Source organism: Achromobacter sp. GbtcB20 (genome assembly GCF_019091095.1).
Classification (GTDB): Bacteria; Pseudomonadota; Gammaproteobacteria; order Burkholderiales; family Burkholderiaceae_B; genus Achromobacter; species Achromobacter mucicolens.
Window position 1 is genome coordinate 111,335 of the sequence record NZ_JAGXJZ010000007.1, and the last position, 20,507, is coordinate 131,841.

The window sequence follows — 20,507 nt, forward strand, 5'->3', positions numbered from 1 at the left end:
TGCTAGGTCACCCTGACCTGTCGGCCTTGATGGTGAAAGAGCAGGCTTATCTCGACCTGCTCTTGCGCATTGTTCAGCGGCACCCGGCAGATCAGCCGAAAGCCCAGATTCAATGACGGATCGGACCCCGCCAATGGCCTGACGTCGATGACGTGAGCGCGCGGCTCGTAGGCGGCCACTGCTGCGTGGATGTCGAGGCAGACCTGTTGGCGCAGGTCCACGGCACCCGTCGCCGCGTCGTTCAGATCGCGCAGTCCCAAGCCAGGGCTGCTCTGCGAGCTGCCCTGGCGGGAATTGAGGATCCATTCCAGTTGGCGCTTGATGGCGCGGATGCGTTCGGCCGCCATTTCCTGGCGGGTGCGGTTGCGCCGTGGCGGAAGATCGGGATCAAGGCGTTCGAACAGGCTGCCGCGCCCAGGGGACCGAGGCATGGGTCAGCTCCCTGTCAATCCTTGTCCAAGCGGCCAACCAGCGACAGCTCGAAGCTGGCGCCCATGTACTTGAAGTGCGGACGCACCGAAAGCGCGACCTGGTACCAGCCAGGATTGCCGTCGACGTCCTGCACGACGACCCGAGCCGCCCGCAGCGGACGGCGGCTGCGGACGTCGCTCGTTGGGCTTTCCTGGTCCGCGACGTACTGGCGCAGCCAGTTGTTGAGCTCGCGCTCCAGGTCCTGGCGTTCCTTCCAGCTGCCGATCTGTTCGCGCTGCAGCACTTTGATGTAGTGCGCCAGGCGGTTGATGATGAACATGTATGGAAGTTGCGTTCCCAGCATGTAGTTGGTCTGCGCGGCCTGGCCTTCGGGTGTCTTCTGGAACACCTTGGGCTTTTGCACGGAGTTAGCCGAAAAGAATGCGGCGTTGTCGCTGTCTTTGCGCATGGTCAGCGGAATGAAACCTTCGCTTGAAAGTTCGAACTCCTTGCGATCCGAGACCAGGACTTCGGTGGGAATCTTGGCCTGCAATTGTCCCAACGATTCGTACAGGTGCACGGGCAGATCTTCTACTGCGCCACCGGATTGAGGACCGATGATGTTCGGGCACCAGCGGAACTTCGCGAAGCTGTCCGTCACGCGGCTACCCATCAGAAACGCCGTGTTGCCCCACAGGTAGTTGCGGTGGTCGCCGTCGATGGCTTCCTCATACGCAAAACTGCGCACTGGGTTTTCGAGCGGATCGTACGGCTGGCGCAGCAGGTACCGGGGCATGGTCAATCCCAGATAGCGCGAGTCTTCGGATTCACGCAAGCTACGCCACTTGGCGAAGCGCGGACCTTCAAAGATGTCCTTGACCTCTTTCAGGTTGGGCAGCTCTTCGAAGGATTCCAGATTGAGCATCTCGGGCCCGGCGGCGCCCAGGAAAGGCGCATGCGCCATGGCGCCTACGGAGGCGAGGTAGCCCAACAGCTTGATGTCCGGCGCGGAGGGGCCGAAGTTGTAGTTGCCGATCATGCATCCGACCGGCTGTCCGCCGAACTGGCCGTAGCCGGCCGTGTATACGTGCTTGTACAAACCGCTGCGGGTAATGTCGGCAGCGCTCTCGAAGTCTTCGAGCAGTTCGTCTTTCGTGACTGGCACGAACACAACTTGGATATTTTCTCGGAAGTCCGTGCGCTGGACGAAGTCGAAGAGGGCTCGCCAGATGGATTCGAGCTGTTGGAATTCGGGCTGATGCAGAATGGCATCCATCTGCTTGCTGAGCTTGCGATCAATGGCGGCAAGCATCTGGTCGACCAGATGCTTGTTGATCGGCTGTTCGCGAGACTCGGACTTGAGCATTTCGGACACGAAGGCTGCGACTCCGCGCTCGGCGACTGCATAACCTTCCTGGCTGGGCTCGATGCGGGTCTGGGCCATGATCTGGGCCAGCAATCCGCCAGGGGGCAGGCTGTCGGCGTGTTCCTGGAACTCGGCAGTTTTGGCTTTGGTCATCGGTGCGTCCTTGAGAACCTAACAGAGTGGGTTTGAGACGGAGCCCGGCATCACGCCTGAGGCGTCGCCAGGAGTTGGTCGAGTTCCTGCGCCAGTTTTCCGCGCGCGCTGTCGTCACCCAAAAGGGTCTGGATCTGCTTGCGGAACGCGGGGATGTTGCCCATGGGTCCCTTGAGCGCAACGAGGGCTTCGCGCAGTTCCAGCAGGCTCTTCAATTCGGGAACCTGGCGGGCGATGGCGTCGGGACTGAAGTCCTTGATGCTGTGGAATTGGAGGTTGACGCTGAGGGTGTCGTTGTCGCTGCCTTCTTCTAGCGTGGCCGGGACGTCCACTTTCAAATTCAGACCGGCTTCGGCCATGACTTCGTTGAAGGTGTCTTTATTGATTTGAATGGCGGGGCGGTCTTCCAGCGGCGTTTCGTCGCCGTGGCCCCTGAAGTCGCCGAGCACCATCACTTTCAGTGGCAGTTCTATTTCCTGCTGCTCATCGCCCGTCGCGGGGATGTAGCGGATGTTGATCCGCTCTTTCGGTGCAACTGAACCAACTTTCGACGCCATGGGTAACTCCTTTCAAATATTCGAGCCGTTTATTCGTCCGCTCCGGAAGGCATGGAAGTCCGCGTTGGTAGACGCCGGAATATCAGGTCTTCTGGCTGGGTGTCGCAAAACCAGGTGCCGCCAGCGACACACAGGATGAAGTCAAAAATGAGCTGTGCATTTTGCGGTGCGATCGGAAACGTTGGACATATAAAAAGTTCGAAAAATAAGAGGGATTAATCTGACTCTTATCAAAAATATGATTTGTGATAAGAAATAAAGGACGTTCGCCGAATATTCGAATTAGTCCGATTGATAGTTCCGACTGGCCGTGTTTTCTTAATGCGCTTGTCTTTTACAGACTTAGCGCGTGAACAATAAATGCAGGGTTCGGCATTCAAAGTGAATGCCCTGCATGGCAGCCATATTCCATGCGTCTGCATGCCCCGCAAAACCAAATGGTGAAAACTCCCATGGCCACGAGGAAATTCCGGCATGATCTCCATTGATCTGGCTGCTTTGCTTGACAGGTTGCACGCCGTCGGGCGGCACGCACTTGAGGAAGCCGGCAGTCTGTGCATTCGACAGCACGGGGCAGAGGTCACGGTTGCCCATTTGCTGTACAAGTTTCTGGATCAACCGAAGTGCGACGTTCGCTGCGTTCTGGCGAACACGGACGTCGACCTGGACGCGCTGCGCGAGGCGCTTGCCAGCACATTTCCCAAACCCGATAGCGGGCACGGCCACGCCTACCCTTCGTTCTCGCCATTGCTGCTGGAGTTGATGCACGACGCCTGGCTGCTGAGCTCACTGGAACTGGCACAAGCCGAAATCCGCACCGGAGCGCTCCTTCTGGCGGCATTGCTCAGCCCCGCTCGTTACCTGCCTTATCCGTCGATGCGGCTGTTCGAGGGTGTTAATCGGGAGACACTGCGCAAGCGTTTCACCGTATTGCTGGCCGACTCTTCGGAAGCGCCCCTGCAAGCGGATTCGGCATCTAATAAATCGGCGCCAGCTGGGGCTGACAGTGCGTTGAGCAAGTACGGACACGATTTCACCGCCCAGGCGCGTGCGGGCAACATCGATCCCGTGCTGTGCCGGGATGCCGAAATCGACCTGATGATCGACATCCTGTCGCGCCGGCGCAAAAACAATCCAATCGTGGTCGGCGAAGCGGGGGTTGGAAAGAGCGCCGTGGTAGAAGGGCTGGCCCAACGGATCGTCGAGCAGCGTGTGCCCTCACCGCTGCGCGACGTGACGTTGTGGGGACTGGATCTGGGCGCCCTGCAAGCGGGGGCCTCGGTCAAAGGCGAGTTCGAAAGACGCCTGAAGGTGGTCATCGACGAGGTCGAGAACGCGGCGCGGCCGATCATCCTGTTCATCGACGAGGCTCACACGCTGATCGGGGCCGGCAATGCAGCTGGCGGCAGCGATGCGGCGAACTTGTTGAAACCCGCACTGGCGCGCGGCGAACTGCGCACGATCGCCGCCACGACCTGGTCCGAATACAAGAAGTACTTCGAGAAGGATCCGGCGCTGAGCCGGCGGTTTCAATTGGTGCAGCTGGCTGCGCCCAGCGTGGAGCAGGCCATACACATTCTGCGCGGCCTGCGTGGCGTCTATGAAGACGCCCACCAGGTAACCATTTCCGACGATGCCCTGAAGGCTGCCGCTGTCCTGTCTTCCCGGTATCTCTCGGGCCGCGAATTGCCGGACAAGGCCATCGATGTCCTGGATACGGCTTGCGCCCGAGTCGCGACCGCGTTGGCCGAGCCGCCGCGACGTATCGCCTGGTTGGAAAACGAGCTGAGGCAGGTGGATGCCGAGGCCGACCTGCTGTGGCGCGATGCGCGTGCCGGACGAAAGCCCGACACCGGCAGGCTGGCGGCGCTGGACGTGACGCGGCAACAGATTCGCGATTCCATCGAGCAGTTGCAGGCCGCCTGGCGCGAGCAAAAGGTGTTGATCGACCAGATCGTCGCGCTCCGTGCGGGTGACTCGCAGGAAGACTCCGCATCGCGCCTGGAAGCGATGGTCGAACAACTGGCCGAGCTGCAGCGCGACGGAGCGCTGCTGCATGCGGATGTTGGCCCCGAGCAGATTGCACAGGTCATCGCTGACTGGACCGGCATTCCAGCCGCCACCATAAGTAGCGATCAGTTCCGGCGGCTGGAAAAGTTGCCCGACACGCTGCGTGAGCGTGTCAAGGGGCAGAACGCCTCACTGGACGTCTTGCACCGGCGTCTGATGACGGCAATGGCGGATCTGCGGCGGCCCGGAACGCCGATGGGGGCCTTTCTGCTGGTCGGTCCGAGCGGGGTGGGGAAAACAGAGACGGCATTGGCCCTCGCAGACGCGCTCTTTGGTGGCGAACAGTTTGTGACCACCATCAATATGTCTGAGTATCAGGAGAAGCACACCGTATCCCGCTTGTTGGGCGCTCCGCCCGGGTACGTCGGTTATGGAGAAGGCGGCGTATTGACCGAGGCCATCCGTAAGCGGCCTTACTCCGTGGTCCTGCTGGACGAAGTTGAAAAGGCGCACCCCGAGGTGCTCAATATCTTCTACCAGGCTTTCGACAAAGGCGAGCTTGCCGATGGCGAGGGCCGGCGCATCGACTGTCAAAACGTGCTGTTCTTCCTTACCTCGAACTTGGGGTTCGATCACGACGGCGGTTCGCTTTCCGATGTCGGAAGCGATGCGTTGCGGGCACACCTCACGAAATTCTTCAAACCCGCGTTGCTGGCGCGCATGCAGGTGGTCAAGTATTCGTATCTGGACGAGGAAACCCTTGGCGAGATCGTCGAGAGCCGCCTGCAGCGTCTTGAAAGGCAGTTCAACGACCGCTATCAGGCGCAACTGATGATAGACGCCGCCGCGCGGGATGAATTGCGGGCGCGATGCCTTCGTCACCAGAACGGCGCGCGGTTGCTGGATGCCAGCATCGATGGCGACATGTTGCCGCCGCTGTCGCTGGCTGTATTGAAACATCTTGCAGGCGGGCAGCGTTTCCGGCAGGCCACGGTCAGCTGGGACGGCGCTGTTTTTCACGCAGACCTGGAGTCAGCGTAATGTCCTTGAGTGCCCAAGGCGCCGCCGCGCTCGCACGGACATTGGTGCAGGCCAGCGGCGTTGCGTCGCTGGCCGACCGGTTCTTCTCAGGCGTTTGCTCCACGCCAGGCATACGTTACGGGGTTTGCTATTGGCCGGAGACGGCGGGAGACAGTATCCGGCCAATTGCCAGCCATGGCGTGGCGCTCGATATGCTGCCGGCCTATCCCTTGCAGGACCTGGACAATCCCATCGTTTACTGTCTGACGACCGGTCAGACGCGTCATGTCGCGCGCGTTGATAGCTTGTGCGGCGTCGAAGGCGGGTACGAGGAGCTTCGCGAAAAGCTGGCGGCCGCTGATGCGTGGCTGGTCGTGCCGCTTCTGGACGCGCGCCGCAAGGCCGATGCCGTGCTGCTTCTGGCCGGCGCGGCGCCCGCACTGCACGCATGGACTGCAGACCCGGCATGGCAAGAGTTGTGCAGGTTGTTTGACGCAGTGCTGACTGGCCTGCGCGATCGCTTGGGCTCGGACGAGCGGGCGCAGACCCGTCAGGGCATGCTGGCGCAGCAGTCAGAGACGCGAGGACGTCGCCGCCTACTGTCTGCCGGCTTCATCGGCGCCGGGCCCGCCGCACGGCGACTGCGCGAAGACATGCTGCGTTTCGCCGACTCTTCCTTGTCGCTGCTTGTCACAGGCGAGACGGGCGCCGGCAAGGACCACGCTGCATGGCTGATACATCAAGCCTCCGCGCGCAAGGGCAAATTTGTGCCGGTCAATTGCGCGGCCATTCCCAAGGATCTCATCGAGGCCGAACTATTTGGCGCTGTCCGCGGCGCCTACACCGGCGCGACTCAGGCTCGGACAGGCCTGGTCGCCGAAGCCGATGGAGGCACGCTGTTTCTGGACGAAATCGGCGATATGCCCTTGAGTCTGCAGGGGACTCTGCTGCGCCTGCTCAATGAAAAAAAATACCGGCCAGTGGGCGCGACACGAGAGCGTCCTTCCGACTTTCGGCTGATCTGCGCAACCCATCGCGCCTTGGCGGATCTGGTGCGGGATGGCCAGTTCCGCGAAGACCTGTACTTTCGCATTCGCCAGCTGACGCTGCACATTCCCCCCTTACGCGAGCGCCTCGAAGACATCCCGGCGCTGGTGGCCAACATTCTGCTTGAGCACAACCGGTCCTTTCCCGGGCGGGTTGCCGGAATTTCCGACAACGCGATGGCGCAGCTCCAGCGCCATCGTTTCCCGGGCAACGTCAGGGAGCTGCGCAGTTTGGTGCTGGCAGCGGCAGAGCGCACACCTGCGGGCAAGCGTATCCAGACCAACCGGCTGGTTGAGCTGACGCGCGGCGAGCACGCGCCGGAGAACGATGAGACGGGAGACGCCATCCTGCAGCGTTTATGGCACACCGACAACCTTCCCGAAGCGCTGGCCGCGTTCGAGCGCTTGTTATTGGAAGACCGTCTACGCCAGGCCGCGGGGTCGCGCCGTGTGGCCGCGCAGAGTTTGGGCATTCCCAAACGCACCCTGGCGCGCAAGTGCCTGGATCTGAATCTGACTGGAGAGGAAGCAATATGAAGCGATTTCGGGCGTTGCTGCTTGCTGCCACGGTGCTGGCGGGCTGCGCTGCGGCATCGGGCGCGATGGCGTCGGGCCGTGACTGCAAGACTATCGTGTCGGCGATCGAGCGGCTTGCCTGTTTCGACGCGCAAGCGGGTACCCCCCCTGCGGCCGCTGCGGGCACCGAAGCACCCGTGATCGCGCTGCCCGACTTGGCACGCGTGCCGGACATCGTGGCGCTGGTGCAGCGCAACGAGTCACGCCGCAAGGCAGATCAGTTCGGCATGTTGCTGTTGCGCTTGGACGATGCGATACCCGGCCAGCACAAGGTCGTGATCTCCGCGCCTGCCCGGGAGGCAAGCGCGCCGCCGCCACTGCTGGCGATAAGTTGCCTGCAAAACATCTCGCGCCTGCAACTCATCACGGCGCAACCCCTCGAGGTAAGCCGCGTGCACATCCGCCTGCTGCTTGATGGCAGGCAAATAACAGCGAGCCGGCCCTGGCTGGTCGTGGACGGTGGCACGGTGACCGACGCCGGCCGCGGGCTGGTCGCCATAGAGCAGCTTCGCCATCTGACGCGGCCGGCTCAGCTGGTGCAATTAGAGAGCGACCACGCCATGTTTGACGGGCTCACGTTCGATGCGGCAGCGCTCCATGAATTGATGGCGCAACAACGCGAGGCTTGTCATTGGTGAGCACATTTCCCCCGCTGGATATCGACAGCATTCTTTCGCCCATATCGCCCGATCGGCCGGCCGGAGATTTCGACGAGGAAGACAACGCCTACCAGAGCATCGAAACCGAAATGATGAAGCTCGGTGGATTGCAAGAGGCGACCATCGATTGGGGCTTTGTGGATTGCGCTTCGCGCCAGTACCTGCAATCGCAGTGCAAGCATTTGCGCGTTGCTGCGCAGTTGTCAACCGCCCGCATGCGCGCTGGCGGTTGGCGCGGCTGGGCCGAGGCGGCCGGCGTATTGGCCGGCATGAGCTGTCAGTACTGGACCGAAAGCCACCCGAAACCTGGCGCTGCTGGCTTGTTGGCCAAGCGGCGCCTGATGTCCCAGCAGCTTGAGCGTCTGGCCGAGGCACTGACCAGGTTGGACGGCGCCGGATACGCTGACGAATACTACAAAGCCGCTCAGCAGGCGTTGGACAAGCTGCAGGGCTGCGCGAGCGAAACGAAGCTGGACATGCCGGCGCTAACGCGACTGGAATCGCAGCTAAGGTTGAAGTCCGAAGCGACTCGCGCGCCCGAACTCGCCGAGGCGCACCACGAACTTTCATCGCAGACGTCTGGAATCACCGAGGCGTTCTTCACGCCTGTCGCGGTGGGATCGGGCAACGAGCGCGAAACGCGGCGCTCGCTGCTGGCCATCGCCGACCTCATCAACCACCAGGATGCCTATGACCCCACGGGTTATCTGCTGCGCCGCTTTGCCCTTTGGGCGCACCTGAGCATTGCCCCGTCGACCCGCAAGGATACGCTTCGGACCGAGCTGATGGCCGTTCCCGCCGAGACCGCTGAGGCCTATTGGGATGCGCTGAGAGCCAATGCGGTCGATCCGGCCCTGCTTCAACGGGTCGAGAAAAGCATCACCTCGTCACCGTATTGGCTGCGCGGCAGCTATCTAGCGGCCGGCATCGCACGGCGACTGGAAATGCAGAACGTCGCCGAAGCCATACGGCAGGCCACTGAGCGCTTTGTCGCAAAACTGCCAGCGCTTGTGAAATTGCAGTTCGCTGATGGCCGGGCTTTCGTCGATGGCGAGACGCAGGCCTGGATCAGCGGCGCTGATGACGCTAGCACCAGGCTAGGCGGCGGACATGAGTATCCCGTGCTGCGTGACGAGTTGCGCGAGGCGCTGGAAGCGACGGGTGTGGAATCGATGCTCAGGCGTCTGGACACTCTTCAGAAGGCATCCGCCGATCCGCGGCATGGTTGCCATGTCATCGCGATCGCAGCCGAATTGCTAGGCGCCCGCGGTCTGGCGTGGCTGGCAGATGGGCTTTACGCGCGGGCACATCAGATCATGCAAGGCGCGACCGCAGCGCAGTGGGAGCCGAGTTTGTTCGGTCTGCTGGAGCGGCATCTGCACACCGAAATCGAATGCAAGAAAATGGAGCAACCTCATGTTTAAGATTTGGTCGAAGGTGAAACGTTATGGCCAGCCCATACTGAGGTGGACAAAGCAGGGTTTGCCCTTGGCGTTGCTGATGATGCTGGTGATTGCCCTGGCAGCTATTTGGTGGCTGGGCCCCCTGTGGACGGTGGACGAATACCAGCCTCTGGCCAGTGTCGCCGCCCGCCTAATGGCAGCGCTCGTGGTGCTGGTGCTGCCGTTGCTGGTGTGGGCTATTGGGCTGCGCAGGCGGAACGTGGCGTTGGAAGCAGAGCGGGCCCAAGCGCAGCAGCAAGAAGACGATCCCTGCTTGCGGCACGTGCAAGCCCAGGAACGCGATCTGGAAAAGAGTCTCGGCCTGCTGCAGGCCAACCTGAAAGGCCGCAACGCGCTCTATCAATTGCCCTGGTATCTCGTGCTGGGGCAGGAGAACGCCGGAAAGACCAGTTTCATCAACCGGTCCAGCCAGACTTTCTCGCTGACCGGCGAGGTCAAGGCGGGCAGCCAACGGCTGGAGGCAGACGTCGACAGGATCTATCGGATCGATTGGTGGATAGGCGATCATGCTGTGCTGATCGATCCGCCTGGCGAACTGATCAGCCAGCCTCAGATTCCGGGACACCTGGGACAGGCTGCCGCTTCCGAGGACAATGAAAAATCGCCAACCGGAGCGGTTGCCGAACGCCCGCGCTTGCCCGAGGACCTGCATCCCCGCCTGTGGGAAAGTTTCGTAGGCTGGCTGGGGCGAAGTCGCAGCCGCCGGCCGCTCAACGGCGTCGTGCTGATTGTCAGCCTGGTGACCTTGCTCAATCAGCAGCCCAGCGACCGCAAGGCGCTGGCTTCGTTGTTGCGGGCCCGGCTGGCCGAACTCACGCGTCAACTTGGTACCCGGCCTCCTTTGTATGTCGTGTTGAGCAAGTTCGACCTGCTCGAAGGCTTCGAGCCGCTGTTTTCCCGGCTAACCAAGTCCGTGCGCGAGGACATCTTCGGCTTTACGTTTACGCTCGACGCTGTTCAGCGTTACGACGCCTGGCGCGACGAACTCGGCGCGCAATACGATGAGTTCCTCAAGCGCCTCAATGAGCAGGTCTTCGATGCGTTGGCGGATGTGCGCGAACTGAGCCAGCGCGAAGCCCTCTATTCGCTGGCCCGGCAGCTGACCGGCATGCGGGCGCTCTTGATGGAGTTTCTGACCGATGTGTTGGGCAGCGACCGATATCTCACGCCGGCATTGCCGCGCGGCGTGTTTCTGTCGTCGGTCTTCCAGCAAGGCGTGCTGACCAACGCCTTTTTGTCATCTTCGTCGCAAAACTACGATATCCGTGAGCCGGTTCCGACCGCGCACCCCAGCGGCCGCGCCATGGTGTACTTCGCCCAGCAACTGTTCCAGCGTGTCGTCTACCCCGAAGCCGGTCTTGCCGGCGATAACCCGCGCGTGCGGGCGGAAAAAAGGCGGGCGTTGGCATTGCGCTTCTGTGCGGCGTCGCTGGGAAGCGCAGTCCTTATTGGTGGCTGGTATCACTACTACGGCGTGAACCGGGACAAGGCTATGAGCGTGCTGGAGCGCAGCCGCGCCTTCAGCGCCCACGCCATCGACGGCAAGCTGGATACGACTGGCCGCAATCTGCTTCAACCGCTGGACCAGATTAGCAGCGCAGTGGCGGTGTATGGCGATCACCGCGAGGCGTGGCCGTTTGTGGCAGACATGGGCCTTTATCAGGGATGGAAGATTGGGCCTAAAGTGGATCAGGCCTATCTCACGCTGCTGTCTCAACGATTTCTGCCGGCGCTCGCCGATGGCGTGATGGAGCATCTTGACGGGACGGTGGTGGACAGCGATGCGCAGCTCGAAGCGTTGCGGGTGTACCGCATGATCGAAGACCGCCCCAACCGCCGGCCGCCGGTCGTGGAGCGTTGGATGGGGCATCAATGGGCCAAGGCTTTTCCCGCCGAGGACAAGGTGCAGCGCGCGTTGATGCGACACCTGGATTACGCGATGAAGTATGCCGATACCGAGTTGCCTCAGTTTCATGAGCGCGTGTCGGTCGTGCAGCGCGACCTGCGGCAGATCCCGCTGCCGCAGCGCGTTTACATGACCATGCGCCGTCAAGCGGGTGACACCCTGAGGTCGCCGCTAGACCTGCGCAACGAGATCGGACCGGCCTTTGACGTCGTCTATCAGCCCACGGGCTTGGACAAGGAAGGGGCGCTGGAGCATGTGTCCGACGGCCGCATCGACGCGCTGTTGACGGCCAAGGGATTCCACGGCTACTTTGCGCCGCACAGCCAGGATCTGACCGAGCTGGCGATGATCGATCAATGGGCGTTGGGGGAGCGGCGCAACATCGATTATTCGCAGGCCGACAAGCGCGCGCTGGCCGAACGAATCCAGGCCATCTATGGCCGCGACTACATCGACACGTGGCAACGCAACCTGAATCAGCTTGAGGTGCGCGACTTTCACGACCTGGCCGAGGCGGTCAATGTCCTGGGCACGGTGACCAGTCCTGCGGCGCCGTTGCGCCGGCTGGTGGAAACGGTGCGCGACAACAGTGAGTTTGGCGATACACCGGCAGCGGGCGTTTCCCCGCTCGCAAGCAAGGGCGCCACGCCTGCGCAAGTTGCGGGCGTGACGGACAGGGCGGCCGCCGACAAGGATGCGCAGGAAGCCGGGCCGATTCTCGGCATCTCTCGCGCGTTTGCACCCATGAGCCAACTGCTGCAGGCCAAGGGGGATCGGGCGTCCTATCTGGACGAGACCTTGGTGGCAATTTCAAGCGTGCAGGACAAGGTGCGCACGGTGCACGACAGCCCCGATCGCGGCAAGTCGGCGCTTGGTGTGGTGCTGGAGCGTTTCGGGCTGAAGGGGCCCGATCCCATCAGCAATCTGCAACGTATTGCGGCCGGCCTGCCGGAGCCCTTGAACCGGCAGGTGGGCAAGCTGGCCAATGAGTCCTCTCAGGTCATTCTGGTAGAAGCCTTGCGAGAACTGGAGCGCCGCTGGGATATCGATGTGTATCGGTTCTACCGCGAGCGTCTGGCGAACCGTTATCCGTTCAATCCGACCAGCCGTGAGGAAGTGGCGCTGGACGACTTTACGGCGTTTTTCGGTCCGCAGGGGCGCCTGCAGCAGTTCCGCGAAAAGTATCTGAACCTGTTCATCGAGGAAAATCTGGAGGCGCTGTATTCCGAGAGCCTGGGCGGTTATCTGGTGCGAGCGGACGTGTTGACTCAGCTTGAGGCCGCGGAAAGGATCCGAGACGCCTTCTTCAACAGCCGCGGGTCGTTGGGCGTGCAGTTCCACGTCGAGCCGCTGGGCATGGCGCCAAGCAAACGCAGCAGCTCGCTGAGCGTGGAAGGCCAGTTGGTCAGCTACAACCACGGTCCTACCACCAGCACGGCACTGATCTGGCCGAACACACTGGCGTCCAGCAATGAAAGCCGCATGACGTTGGTGCACGCGGGGGGGAGCAGCAGCGCGCTGAGTTATCGCGGTCCATGGTCGCTTTACCGCCTGCTCAGCCAAGCTCGGCTCAACGGCGCCACCAGCACTAGCGTGGACATCAGCTTCGCCGCCCCGGACGGCGGCATGCGTTACCGCATCAGTACCGAGAAGGCCAATAATCCGTTCACCCAGCCGCTGTTCAAGGGCTTTGCCTTGCCGCAGACGCTTCTGGAGGATGGGGTTCAGGGGCACGCCTCGGGCGCGGCGACGCCGGCGCAACGTGCGCGGCAGGTGCCATTGGCGCGGAGCGCGCAACGGTCAAATCTGCGGTGAGGAGGCAGGGCGCTGATAGAGCGCTCCTGCCATCCGAAAGGATGTGGGTTACTCCACCAGCCAGCCGGCTTCGCCCTCTACGAGTGTGCCGCCATGGCTGGTTCGGTCGCCTTGGCGTGCTGCTGGTTGTCCTTCGATGATCGTGCCGGGCGAGCCCGTTTGAATGATGGCGCCGCAACTGATGCGGTCGCCGATGCGCGCCACGGCGCGTCCATCGACAATGGCTTCGCTTGCGCCGGTGACGACCGTGCCGTTGCCATGGAGCGGGCAGCTGTGCCGGTGTCCAACAAGAACAATGGGTCTCACGCTGGGATTCCTGAAATGAGATGGCTTGAGGTGCGGGAGAGGGACGCGGCATCCCGGGGCTTACCGCACGACCGGCGCGCGATGCGCCGGCCATGCTCAGAAGCCCGGGATCAGGCTTCTTGCGGCTTGCGCCAGTCGTCCGAGGCCTCAGTGCCGGCGATGGCGTGGGTCCAGGTGATCTTGCGATAGGCCATGGCGACCTTGACCAGCTGGGTGTACTCGGCCTTGCTCGGGTCTTGCGCGTGCGGTAGCGCCGTGTTGATGTTGACGATGGTGGCGTCTTCGAGCTTGGTGGTGAAGAAGTGCTCCTGCTTGCCTTCGGTCGAGGTGCGATACCACTTCACCTCGACTTCCGGCAGCATTTCGCCTGAGGCCAGGGCCTGATACATCAACGGGGTAGCCTTGTTCAGGGGCGCCGTGAACACGAAGGGCTTGTGGACGCGCTGACCCGACGGCTGGCCGCTTTGCGGGTCGGTCGGCGTGGCGATCAGGTGCTCGATTTCCTGAACCAGGATCTGATCTTCATGACCTTCCTGGTACACGTTGCCCACGGAGTCGGCAGTGAACGCGCCTTGGGTGATGTTGCCCTGCGTCTTGCCCTGGATGCTGATATAGGCGGGAGTCGGCATTTGCTGGATTCCTGTAAAGGTTGCGAAAGGGCCTGATCGGCCCTTGTGCCATCGGCGATGGCTCAACCTTCAATGCAAAGTCCGTGCCAGTTTGGGCTTCCACGCATGGTTATGCTTTGTTTTCAATTGCTTATCTGCATTTGCGTGCGTCGCCGCTTCGTCTTGGATTGCCAAAAATAACGGAAAGTGTTTTTCTCGCCTGCAATGTCGAGCCATGTGTGGCTCGGTTTTATTAAGTCGTTGAAAACAAAAAAAGAAATTCAGGCCAGATTTGGCCTGGGCGGGCCAAATCTGGCTCGGTCATCTCATGGCGCGACGTAGCCGGTCAGGTGTCCGACACCGCAGGAGCCCCCGTCGCAGTTAACGGGTTTGCCATGCGGGCGCCAGACACCTGACACGAGCAGGTGCTGCTGCCGCGCCACGCTTACTTCGCCGCCACCTTCTCCGGCGGCACCGGATTCTCCCAGCCGCCGCCGATGGCGCGGATCAGTCCCACTGTCGAGCGGGCCTGTTCGCCGGTCAATTGGACCGCGACGCGCTGTTGCAGGAGGACGCTGCGGTCGGCTTCGATCACGTCGAGGTAGCTGATGGAACCTTCGCGGTACTGCGTATGCGAGAGCTTTGCGGCGCGGGCGGCGGCTTCTACGGCTGCGTTCTGGGCCTTGGTCTGGTCAGCGAGAATGCGCAGGTTGGCCAGGTTGTCTTCGACCTCGCGGAACGCGTTCAGGACGGTCTGGCGGTAGACGGCGACGTCTTCCTCGTAGACGGCGCGGGCGCGGTCCAGGCCGGCCTGGCGGCGGCCGCCGTCGAAGATGGGCATGGACAGGGCGGCGCCGACCAGGGGGCCCAGCAGGAACGTGCGGCTGGACCATTGGAAGAGGTTGCCCAGTTCCGAGGACTCGTAGCCGAAGGCGCCGGTGATGTCCAGGCGCGGGAAGAACGCGGACTTGGCGGCGCCGACGCGGGCGTTGGCGGCGGCCATGGCGCGTTCGGCGGCGGCGATGTCGGGGCGGCGTTCGAGCAGCGTGGACGGCAGGCCGGCGGGGATGGTCAGCGCGATCTGTTCGATGGGCTGCGGCGGCATCGTGAATTCCGACGGGGCGCGGCCCAGCAGCACGGCCAGCGCGTGTTCGGCGGTGGCGCGGCGGCGGTCGATGCCCAGGGCCTCGGATTGCGCCGAAGCCAGTTCGGCCTTGGCGCGCGCGAGATCCAGTTCACTGATGTCGCCGGCGTCGTACCGGCGCTGGATGAGTTGCAGCGTGTCCGTGCGCAGCTTGACGGTCTGGTGGTAAAGACGCGATTCGGCGTCCTGTTCGCGCACCAGGAAGTAGGTGGTGGCGACGTCGGCCTGCAGGGCCAGCAGCACCGAGCGGTACAGCGCTTCGCTTTGCTGCGCGTCGGCGGTGGCGGCGTCCACGGTCGATGCGACGCGGCCGAAGAGGTCGGCCTCGTAGGACACGGTGCCTTGGGCGCGCCACGTGGTGACGGGCGACGTGGATGTGCCGTCGGGCAGGCCTTGCGATACGGCCGACGGACGTTGGCGGTTGGGGCCGAAGCCGGCGTCCAGGCTGGGGAAGAAGCCGGAACGCGCTTCGCGCTGCAGGGCGCGCGCTTGCGTCAGCCGGGCCGCGGCGGCCTTCAGGTCCTGGTTGGCGCGCTGGGCTTCCTCTTCGAGCTGGTTCAGGCCTTCGTCGCCGAACACTTTCCACCAGGCGCCGCGCAGCGCGTCTTCGGACGGCTCGGCGGGCTTCCACGTGCCGGCTTCGGACGCGGGCAGTTCGGCTTCCTTGAAGGCCGCCGGCGTGTCGGCCGAGGGCCGCTCGTAGGTGGGACCCACCGCGCAGCCGGCCAGCACCAGCAGCAGGGCGAGCAGGGCGGATCCTCGGGTCAGTCTTTTCATCATCATGACGTTTCTCTTTGGCGCGCGTCCCATCCCACTGGACAGGACGCGCTGGCTACTCGGGTTTGCCGGCCTACGCGTGGTGTTGCGGGGCGGGCGGCGCGTTCGGGTCGATGTGCGGCACGCAGACGGGCGCTTCGTGCGGCGCGGCCGAGTGCAGCTTCTTGCCGCCGAGCGAACGCAGCAGGACATAGAACACCGGCGTGAGGAACAGGCCGAACAGGGTCACGCCCAGCATGCCGAAGAACACGGCGACACCCATGGCGTGGCGCATCTCGGAGCCGGCGCCCGACGACAGCACCAGCGGCACCACGCCCATGATGAACGCGATGGACGTCATCAGGATGGGGCGCAGACGCAGGCGGCTGGCCTCGATGGCGGCTTCGAGCGGCGTGCGCCCGTTCATCTCGAGCTCTCGGGCGAATTCCACGATCAGGATCGCGTTCTTTGCCGACAGCCCCACCAGCACCATCAGGCCGATCTGCGTGAAGATGTTGTTGTCGTTGCCGGTCAGGTAGACGCCGGTCAGCGCCGCCAGGATGCTCATCGGCACGATCAGGATCACGGCCAGCGGCAGGGTCAGGCTTTCATACAGCGCGGCCAGCACCAGGAACACGAGCAGCACGCTGATCGGGAACACCCAGAGGCCGGCGTTGCCCGCCAGGATCTGCTGGTACGTGAGGTCGGTCCATTCGAACTTGACGCCACGCGGCAGGGTTTCGGCGGCGACGCGTTCGGCCGCGGCCTGCGCCTGGTCGGACGAGAAGCCGGGGGCCGGTCCGCCGTTGATGTCGGCGGCGGTGTAGCCGTTGTAGCGCACGACCATTTCCGGCCCGAAGGTCTGCTTGACCGTGACCAGCGAGGACAGCGGCACCATGTCGCCGGCGGCGTTGCGGGTCTTCAGTTGCAGGATGTCGTCGGCGTGCGCGCGGAACGGCGCGTCGGCCTGCGCACGCACCTGGAACACGCGGCCAAAGCGGTTGAAGTCGTTGACGTACATGGAGCCCAGGTAGATCTGCATGGTGTCGAAGACTTCGGTCACCGGCACGCCCAGCTGCTTGGCCTTGACGCGGTCCAGGTCCACGTCAAGCTGCGGGACGTTGATCTCGTAGCTGGAGAACGTGGGGCCCAGTTCGGGCGTCTGACGCGCCTTTTCCAGGAAGGCCTGCTTGGCCTTGTCCAGTTCGGCGTAGCCCAGCGCCGCGCGGTCTTCCAGCTGGAGCTTGAAGCCGCCCAGCGTGCCCAATCCCATGACGGGCGGCGGCGGGAACACGGCGATGAACGAATCCTGGATGGCTGCGAACTTCTGGTTCAGCGAGGCCGCGATGGCGTTGCCGGACAGTTCGGCGCCCCGGCGTTCGCCGAACGGCTTGAGCGTGACGAATACGATGCCCGCGCTGGAACTGTTGGTGAAGCCGTTGATCGACAGGCCCGGGAAGGCAATGGCCGACTGCACGCCGGGTTCCTTCAGGGCGATGTCGCTCATGCGGCGGATCACGTCTTCGGTGCGATCCAACGAGGCGCCGTTGGGCAGCTGCGTGAAGCCGATCAGGTACTGCTTGTCCTGCGCGGGCACGAAGCCGCCGGGCACCAGGTACGACACGCCGAGGGTCGCGGCGACCAGCACGGCATAGACGCCCATCGCGCCGGCCTTGCGGCGGATGACGCTGGCCACGCCCGTGCCGTAGGACTCGGACGCGCGGCCGAACATGTTGTTGAACCAGTTGAAGAAGCGGCCGAAGACGCGATTCATGCCGCGGGTCAGCCAGTCGGGCTTGTCGTGGTGGCTCTTGAGCAGCAGGGCCGACAGGGCGGGCGACAGGGTCAGCGAGTTGAAGGCCGAGATCACCGTCGAGATGGCGATGGTCATGGCGAACTGCTTGTAGAACTGGCCGGTCAGGCCCGTCATGAAGGCCAGGGGCACGAACACGGCGCACAGCGTCAGCGCGATGGCGATGATGGGACCGCTGACCTCGCGCATGGCGCGATAGGTCGCATCGCGCGGACTCAAGCCCGCCGCGATGTTGCGCTCGACGTTCTCGACCACCACGATGGCATCGTCCACCACGATCCCGATGGCCAGCACCATGCCGAACAGCGACAGCGCGTTGATGGAGTAGCCGAACATCAGCAAGAGCGCGAACGTGCCGACGATGGACACTGGCACCGCCAGCAGCGGAATGATGGACGCGCGCCAGGTCTGCAGGAACAGGATAACCACCAGCACGACCAGCGCGATGGCTTCGAGCAGCGTGTGCACGACGGCTTCGATACTGGAACGCACGAACTGCGTGGGGTCGTATTCGATGCGGTATTCCACGCCCGGCGGGAAGTCCTGGGCAAGCTCGGCCATCGCCGCGCGCACCTGGCTGGACACGTCCAGCGCGTTAGCGCCCGGCGATTGCATGATGCCCATGCCCACCGCCTGCTTGTTGTTCAAGAGCGAGCGCAGGCCGTATTCCTGCGCGTCCAGCTCAACACGCGCCACGTCGGACAGGTGCGTGACCGCGCCGTCCGGCGAAGTCTTCAGGATGATGTCGCGGAATTCGTCTTCAGTCTGCAGGCGGCCGCGTGCGTTCACGTTCAGCTGCAGCGGCACGTCGCCCTGCGTGGGCGAGGCGCCGATCACGCCGGCCGCGACCTGCACGTTCTGCTCGCGGATCGCGTTGACGACTTCGGACGCGGTCATGCCGCGCTGGGCGACCTTCTGCGGATCGAGCCACACGCGCATGGAGTAGTTGCCCGAGCCCCACACCGTGACTTCACCCACGCCCGTGATGCGCGACAGGCGGTCCTTCACGTTCAGGATCGCGTAGTTGCGCAGGTACGTGATGTCGTAGCGGTCGTTGGGCGAGATCAGGTGGACCACCAGCGTCAGCGTGGGCGAGCTCTTGGCCGTGGTCACGCCCAGGCGCTGCACGTCCGGCGGCAGGCGCGGCAGCGCCTGCGACACGCGGTTCTGCACCAGCTGCTGCGCCTTGTCCGGGTCCACGCCCAGCTTGAAGTTCACCGTCAGCGTCAGGTTGCCGTCGCTATTGGCCTGCGACTGCATGTACAGCATGTTCTCCACGCCGTTGATGGATTCTTCCAGCGGCGAGGCGACGGTTTCGGCGATGACCTTGGGGTTGGCGCCCGGGTACTGCGCGCGCACCACGACCGACGGCGGCACGACTTCCGGGTATTCGGAGATGGGCAGCTGGAACATGGCCAACAGGCCCGCCAGCAGCACCAGGATCGATAGGACGCCGGCGAAGATCGGCCGGTCGATGAAGAATTTCGAGATATTCATAAACGTTCTCGTTCGACGCGTCGGCTCAGTTCTGTGCCGAGGCGGTCTTGACCGGGTTGCCGGGGGTACGCTTGGCCGCAACCATGGGGACGACAGTGGGGGTCACGGCGTCGCCGGGGCGGATGCGTTGCAGGCCGTTGACGACGATGCGCTCGCCGGCGGCAAGGCCCGAATCCACCACGCGCAGGCCTTCCTGGTTGGCGCCCAGCTTCACCTGGCGGTAGACGGCGTGGTTCTTGTCGTCCAGCACGAGCACAAAGCGCTTGTCCTGGTCGGTGCCGATGGCGCGTTCGTCGATCAGCACGGCCGCGCGCGGCTCGCTGCCGCCCAGGCGGATGCGGGCGTACAGACCGGGCAGCAGCGTGCCGTCGGCGTTGTCGAACTCGGCGCGCACGCGGATGGTGCCGGAGGTGGCATCCAGGCGGTTGTCCACCGATTGCACAGCGCCCGTGCGCGAGTAGCCGTCTTCGTTGGCCAGACCCAGTTCGACCGGCACCGCGCCGGCGCGGCCGTTGCGCACCGGGTTCACGTAACGCAGGAACGTTTGTTCGTCCACGTCGAACGATGCGTACATCTTGGACACCGACACCAGCGTGGTCAGCGGCACCGACGCGGCGCCGGCGGCCACTACGTTGCCTACCGTGACCTCGGCGCGCGACACGCGGCCGTCCACGGGCGCCTCGATGCGGGTGTAGCCCAGGTTCAGCTTGGCGTAGTCCAGCGCGGCCTGCGCGCCTTGCAGGTTGGCGGCGGCTTCGCGGGCGGCGTTCTGCTTCTCCTCGAAGTCGCGGCGGGCGATGGCGTTGTCGGCCAATAGGCGCTGGCCGCGGGCCAGTTCGGACGCCGTGTAGGCGGCCCGGGCCTTGGCGGCCGTCAGCGCGGCGGCGGCGCGGTCTACCTCGGCCGCGTAGGGGCGCGGGTCGATGGTGAAGAGCACGTCGCCCTTCTTGACGATGCTGCCGTCCTTGAAGTGGACGGCGGTCAGCGTGCCGGACACCAGCGGCCGGATATCCACGCGGTCGATGGCCTCCAGGCGGCCGGAATAGCGCTGCCAGTCGACGATGGTCTTGTTGACCACCTCGGCCACCTCGACCGGGGGCGCGGCGGGGGCGCCCTGCGCCATGGCGACATTGCCGCCCGCGGGACCGCGGGTGAGGGCGTAGCCGCCACCGGCCGCCAGCACGGCTGCAAATACGACGAGCACAGCAATACGTTTACGCGAAACCATGGTGTTTCCTTGAGTGGTTCTTTAGAGGCGGAAGCGCGCTTGCCCGGAATGCGGGAAAACAGAAGGCGGCGGTGCGGGAATGCCAGTCCTAAGAATCCAGGGTCATATGAATATGCTGCAATGCAACATCGACCGGGGTCGCTGATCTGGAGGCGGTGGCCGCCGGGTAAGGG

Annotated in this window: 13 protein-coding genes; 5 read left to right on the forward strand and 8 right to left on the reverse strand. The window is 63.6% G+C overall.

Annotation, left to right across the window (positions count from 1 at the left end):
• Positions 1 to 2 precede the first annotated feature (2 nt).
• From tssE to tssB, 3 genes are read right to left on the reverse strand one after another with little or no spacing between them, the layout of a single operon-like run.
• The gene (gene tssE, locus KVT32_RS11990) at positions 3 to 431 is read right to left on the reverse strand and encodes a type VI secretion system baseplate subunit TssE (protein ID WP_152382769.1); all 429 of its coding nucleotides are present in this window, start codon (positions 429 to 431) and stop codon (positions 3 to 5) included.
• Between the two features lie 14 nt (positions 432 to 445).
• Positions 446 to 1,930 (reverse strand): type VI secretion system contractile sheath large subunit, encoded by a 1,485-nt coding sequence (tssC, locus tag KVT32_RS11995; RefSeq protein WP_152382768.1) that lies wholly within the window; start codon positions 1,928 to 1,930, stop codon positions 446 to 448.
• A gap of 50 nt (positions 1,931 to 1,980) precedes the next feature.
• A complete protein-coding gene (tssB, locus tag KVT32_RS12000) occupies positions 1,981 to 2,487 on the reverse strand; it encodes a type VI secretion system contractile sheath small subunit (protein WP_152382767.1) in 507 nt (168 codons plus the stop codon).
• Positions 2,488 to 2,961: 474 nt separating this feature from the next.
• Here tssB and tssH point away from each other — a divergent pair, with 474 nt between their 5' ends.
• The 5 genes from tssH to tssM are packed head-to-tail and all read left to right on the forward strand — an operon-like array spanning position 2,962 to position 12,982.
• On the forward strand, positions 2,962 to 5,538 hold the full coding sequence (gene tssH / locus KVT32_RS12005) for a type VI secretion system ATPase TssH (RefSeq protein ID WP_152382766.1): 2,577 nt from the start codon (positions 2,962 to 2,964) through the stop codon (positions 5,536 to 5,538).
• Positions 5,538 to 7,100, forward strand: a complete 1,563-nt coding sequence (locus tag KVT32_RS12010; RefSeq protein WP_217618251.1) for a sigma 54-interacting transcriptional regulator — start codon at positions 5,538 to 5,540, stop codon at positions 7,098 to 7,100. Before tssH ends, KVT32_RS12010 begins: the two co-directional genes overlap by 1 nt.
• Positions 7,097 to 7,777: a type VI secretion system-associated protein VasI gene (gene vasI, locus KVT32_RS12015; protein ID WP_217618252.1), complete on the forward strand. Its 681-nt coding sequence runs from the start codon at positions 7,097 to 7,099 to the stop codon at positions 7,775 to 7,777. The genes KVT32_RS12010 and vasI overlap by 4 nt, the downstream gene beginning before the upstream one ends.
• Complete coding sequence (gene tssA, locus KVT32_RS12020) at positions 7,774 to 9,222, forward strand: type VI secretion system protein TssA (protein ID WP_152382764.1); 1,449 nt, start codon at positions 7,774 to 7,776, stop codon at positions 9,220 to 9,222. The genes vasI and tssA overlap by 4 nt, the downstream gene beginning before the upstream one ends.
• Positions 9,215 to 12,982 carry a type VI secretion system membrane subunit TssM gene (gene tssM / locus KVT32_RS12025; RefSeq protein ID WP_152382763.1) on the forward strand — a complete coding sequence of 1,256 codons (3,768 nt, stop codon included), beginning with the start codon at positions 9,215 to 9,217 and terminating at the stop codon, positions 12,980 to 12,982. Before tssA ends, tssM begins: the two co-directional genes overlap by 8 nt.
• A gap of 48 nt (positions 12,983 to 13,030) precedes the next feature.
• On the opposite strand, the gene KVT32_RS12030 is transcribed toward tssM, so the two are convergent.
• The 5 genes from KVT32_RS12030 to KVT32_RS12050 form a co-directional block, all read right to left on the reverse strand.
• The gene (locus KVT32_RS12030; protein WP_152382762.1) at positions 13,031 to 13,288 is read right to left on the reverse strand and encodes a PAAR domain-containing protein; all 258 of its coding nucleotides are present in this window, start codon (positions 13,286 to 13,288) and stop codon (positions 13,031 to 13,033) included.
• 110 nt (positions 13,289 to 13,398) lie between these two features.
• Complete coding sequence (locus KVT32_RS12035) at positions 13,399 to 13,917, reverse strand: Hcp family type VI secretion system effector (RefSeq protein WP_063954754.1); 519 nt, start codon at positions 13,915 to 13,917, stop codon at positions 13,399 to 13,401.
• Positions 13,918 to 14,341: 424 nt separating this feature from the next.
• Positions 14,342 to 15,823 (reverse strand): efflux transporter outer membrane subunit, encoded by a 1,482-nt coding sequence (locus KVT32_RS12040; RefSeq protein WP_217618253.1) that lies wholly within the window; start codon positions 15,821 to 15,823, stop codon positions 14,342 to 14,344.
• Positions 15,824 to 15,890: 67 nt separating this feature from the next.
• Positions 15,891 to 19,106, reverse strand: coding sequence for an efflux RND transporter permease subunit (locus KVT32_RS12045; protein ID WP_217618254.1), 3,216 nt, complete (start codon positions 19,104 to 19,106; stop codon positions 15,891 to 15,893).
• 25 nt (positions 19,107 to 19,131) lie between these two features.
• Positions 19,132 to 20,334, reverse strand: coding sequence for an efflux RND transporter periplasmic adaptor subunit (locus KVT32_RS12050; protein WP_056324696.1), 1,203 nt, complete (start codon positions 20,332 to 20,334; stop codon positions 19,132 to 19,134).
• Positions 20,335 to 20,507: the final 173 nt, after the last annotated feature.